Origin of the sequence: Streptomyces sp. NPDC005752, assembly GCF_040630715.1 — a bacterium.
In the GTDB taxonomy this organism is placed as follows: domain Bacteria; phylum Actinomycetota; class Actinomycetes; order Streptomycetales; family Streptomycetaceae; genus Streptomyces.
Window position 1 is genome coordinate 1 of record NZ_JBEXYB010000083.1, and the last position, 4354, is coordinate 4354.

1 protein-coding gene is annotated in these 4354 nt (G+C 71.2%); it reads left to right on the plus strand.

The features are described from left to right. Positions 1–4354: SDR family NAD(P)-dependent oxidoreductase (locus ABZ441_RS33395; protein WP_358981147.1), on the plus strand; the 4354-nt coding region annotated here is incomplete at both ends.

The following is a 4354-nucleotide window of genomic DNA, read 5'->3' on the forward strand; positions in this document are numbered from 1 at the left end:
CCGGGGTCGAGGCGGCTGTGGGGTCGGTCGGTCTGCAGAGTACGGGTCATCCGCTGCTCGGTGCCCGGGTCGCGCTCGCGGACGCGGACGGGGACCGGCTCCTGCTGACCGGCAGGATCTCGCTCACCGAACAACCCTGGCTCGCCGACCACACCGTCATGGACACCGTCCTCTTTCCCGGCGCCGCCTTTGTGGAGCTGGCCTTGCGCGCCGGCGACGAGGTGGACTGCGACGTCGTGGAGGAACTGACCCTCCAGGCGCCGCTGGTGCTGCCGGAGGACGTGGCGGTGCAGGTCCAGGTGACCGTGGCAGCCGCCGACGAGGAGGGCAGGCGGCCCGTGGCGGTTTACGCGCGGCGGGCGGACACCTCGCAGTGGACCACCCACGCCACCGGCGTACTGTCAGCCGATCCGAGTCACAGCAGCGAGGCCGAACCCGAGGACGTCTGGCCGCCCTCCGGTGCGGTGCCGGTTGCCGTGGACGGCTTCTACGACCGGCTGGCCGAGAACGGCTTCGCCTACGGCCCCGCGTTCCAGGGACTGACGGCTGCGTGGCGCTACGGGGCCGAGGTCCTGGCCGAGGTCAGCCTTCCCGAATCGGACACCGCAGAGGCGGCCGCGTTCGGTCTGCACCCGGCGCTGCTCGACGCGGTGTTGCACGGCGTCACCTGGTTGAACGCGCCCAACGGCGATGCGGCACCGCAGGGTCTCCCCTTCTCCTGGGAGAGGGTGCGCCTGCACACCGCAGGAGCCTCCAGGGTGCGGGTCCGCCTCGCGGTGACCGGTGCAGGGGCAGTCACGGTGGCCGTGACCGACGAGGACGGTCTGCCGGTGGCGTCGGTCGACGCGCTGACGCTGCGGCCGGTCACCACGGATCAGCTTCAGGCCGCGCGCGGCCACGGCGACTCGCTGTTCCAGATCGGTCTGACCGAGGTGAGCCCCGTCGCCGCGCCGGACGACACACCCGCGCTTCGGTGGTTCGCCATCGGCGCGGAGGCGGCCGAGGTGATCCTCGCGTCGGGCGAGAGCGTGGAGGCCCACGAAGACATGAACGCGCTGAGTGCGTCCCCGCCCACGGCGCCCCCCGCACCGGAGGTGGTGGCCGCCATGTGCCCCGCGTTCTCCGGCGACGTGCCGGACGCGACCAGGGCGGCAACCGGCTGGGCACTGCGACTGATACGCGAGTGGCTCGAGGGCGACCGCTTCTCCGGCGCACGGCTGGTACTCATCACCAGGAACGCGACCTCCGTCGACGGGAGCGCCCCCGACCTCGCGAACGCCGCCGTTCAGGGCCTGGTCCGCTCGGCCCAGTCGGAGCACCCTGACCGGATCATCCAGGTCGACCTGGACACGGACGCAGACACCGATGAAGCGGCGGCCGGGCTGGTCGCCGCGGTACTCACCGCCCGCGCGGCTGATGAGCCCGAACTGGTCCTCCGGGGCGGCGTGCTGCGAGCCCGCAGGCTCTCCCGCGCAGGGGCGGCCGTCGAGGTGGACGCGCACCGGTGGGATGCGGGCGGCACCGTACTGATCACCGGTGGCACGGGAGCCCTCGGACGCATCGTGGCCCGGCATCTGGCTGAGGTCCACGGTGTCCGACACCTGCTGCTGGTGGGCAGGAAGGGCCCGCAGGCACCCGGTGCCGACCAGCTGGTCTCCGAGCTGAGGGCGTTGGGCAGCGAGGCCACGGTGGTCCCGTGCGATGTGGCCGACCGTGACAGCCTGGCCGCCGTGCTGGCGGGCATCCCCGCCGACCGCCCGCTGCGCGGAGTGGTCCACACCGCGGGTGTCGTCGACGACGGAGTCGTGTCCTCCTTGACGCCCGAGCGCCTGCACACCGTGCTCCGTCCCAAGGCGGACGCGGCCTGGAACCTGCACGAACTCACCGAGGGAACGGACCTGACCGCCTTCGTGCTGTTCTCCTCGGCGGCGGGCGTACTGGGCGCCGTGGGACAGGCGAACTACGCTGCCGCCAACGGATTCCTCGACGCACTGGCCGGTCACCGCCGGGCCCACGGCCTCCCCGCACGATCGATGGCGTGGGGTCTGTGGGAGCAGCACGGCGGGATGTCCCGGACGATGACGGAGCAGGACCGGGCGCGGGTGTCGCGAGGAGGGATGTCGGCGCTCGCCACCGACGAAGGGGTAGCCCTGTTCGATGCGGCGTTGGCCGCAGACCAGCCGACCCTGGTGCCGATGGCGCTCGATGTCACCACCGCGCGCGCCGGCGGCGGGAGCGTTCCTGCGGTTCTGCGGGGCTTGATACGCACTCCGGTGAGGCGAGTGGCGCGGGACTCCGCCATCACGGGCGGACTGGCGGAACGCCTGCGCACCATGACGGGGGGCGAACGGGACAAGGTGCTGCTGGAGACGGTGTCGCGCCAGGTCACGGCCGTGCTGGGACACGCACCGGGTAGCGTCCTCGACGCCGGCCGGGCGTTCTCCGAGCTCGGGTTCGACTCGCTCACCGCCGTGGATCTCCGCAACCGGTTGGCCACCGCCACCGGGGTGCGGCTCCCCGCGACCCTGGTGTTCGACTATCCGACCCCCCTGGAGCTCGCCCGTCACCTGCGCTCCGAGCTCGTGGCCGAGGACGCCGCTGCGGCTGCGCCGGTCCCCGCACAGGAGGTTGCGGTCGCCGACGAGCCGATCGCGATCGTCGGGATGAGCTGCCGGTTCCCCGGCGGCGTGCGCTCCCCGGAGGACCTGTGGCGAATGGTCCTGTCCGGCGAGGACGCGATCTCGCCGTTCCCCGAGGACCGGGGATGGGACGTCGCGGAACTGCTCGACCCGGACGGCAGCCGCACGGGAACCAGCTACTCGGGGGAGGCCGGATTCCTTTACGACGCGGCTGATTTCGACCCGGAGTTCTTCGGTATCTCGCCGCGTGAGGCGGCGGCGATGGATCCGCAGCAGCGGCTCCTGCTGGAGACCTCATGGGAGGCGTTCGAAACCGCCAACATCGATCCGACCGGCCTGCGGGGCAACAGGGTCGGAGTGTTCGCCGGGCTGATGTACCACGACTACGCGACCCGGTTGCGGACCATTCCGGAAGACGTCGCCGGCTATCTGGGCAACGGCAACACGGGGAGCGTCGCCACGGGCCGGATCGCCTACACCTTCGGCTTCGAGGGGCCCGCCGTCACGGTGGACACGGCGTGCTCGTCCTCGCTGGTCGCCCTGCACCTGGCTGCGCAGGCGCTCCGGCAGGGTGAGTGCACGATGGCGCTCGCAGGCGGGGTCGCCGTGATGTCGACGCCGGCGTCCTTCATAGAGTTCAGCCGTCAGCAGGGGCTTGCCCCTGACGGCCGGTGCAAGTCCTTCGCCGGAGGGGCCGACGGAACCACCTGGTCCGAGGGCGTCGGCGTGCTGTTGGTGGAGCGGTTGTCGGATGCGGTGCGCAAGGGGCATCGGGTGCTGGCTGTGGTGCGAGGTTCGGCGGTGAATCAGGATGGTGCGTCGAACGGTCTGACGGCGCCGAACGGTCCGTCGCAGCAGCGGGTGATCCGCCAGGCACTGGCCAACGCCGGTGTCGCGTCGCCGGACGTGGACGTCGTGGAGGCGCACGGCACCGGCACCACCCTGGGCGACCCGATCGAGGCGCAGGCGCTGATCGCGACGTACGGACAGGGCCGGGAAGAGAACCAGCCACTCCTGCTGGGGTCGGTGAAGTCGAACATCGGCCATACCCAGGCCGCGGCAGGCGTCGCGGGAATCATCAAGATGGTGATGGCCATGCGGAACGGTGTGGTGCCGTCGACGTTGCACGTGGATGAGCCGACTCCGCACGTGGACTGGTCCAGGGGCGCTGTGGAGCTGGTGACGGAGGCCCGGCCGTGGCCGGAGACCGCTCGGCCCCGCCGGGCAGGCGTGTCGTCGTTCGGGATCAGCGGCACCAATGCGCACGTGGTCATCGAGCAGGCGCCGGTTGTGGTGGAGGAGCCGGTGGTGGGGGTGCCGGCTGTGTCGGTGGTGGGTGGTGTGGTGCCGTGGGTGGTGTCGGGTCGGTCGGGTGCGGGTTTGCGTGGGCAGGCTGGGCGGTTGCGTGAGTTGGTGGCTGGTTCGGATGTGTCAGCGGGTGTGGTGGGTTGGTCGTTGGTGTCGTCGCGGGCGGCGTTGGAGCATCGTGCGGTGGTGGTGGCTGGGGAGCGGGAGGAGTTCTTGCGGGGTCTGGCGGGTGTGGTGTCGGGTGAGGGGGCGGTGAATACGGTGTCGGGGGTGGTGACGCCCGGTCGTTCGGTGGCTTTCCTGTTCTCGGGGCAGGGGTCGCAGCGGTTGGGTATGGGGCGTGGGTTGATGGTGTTGCCTGGGTTTGGTGAGGTGTTTGATGAGGTGTGTGGTGCGTTTGACGGGTT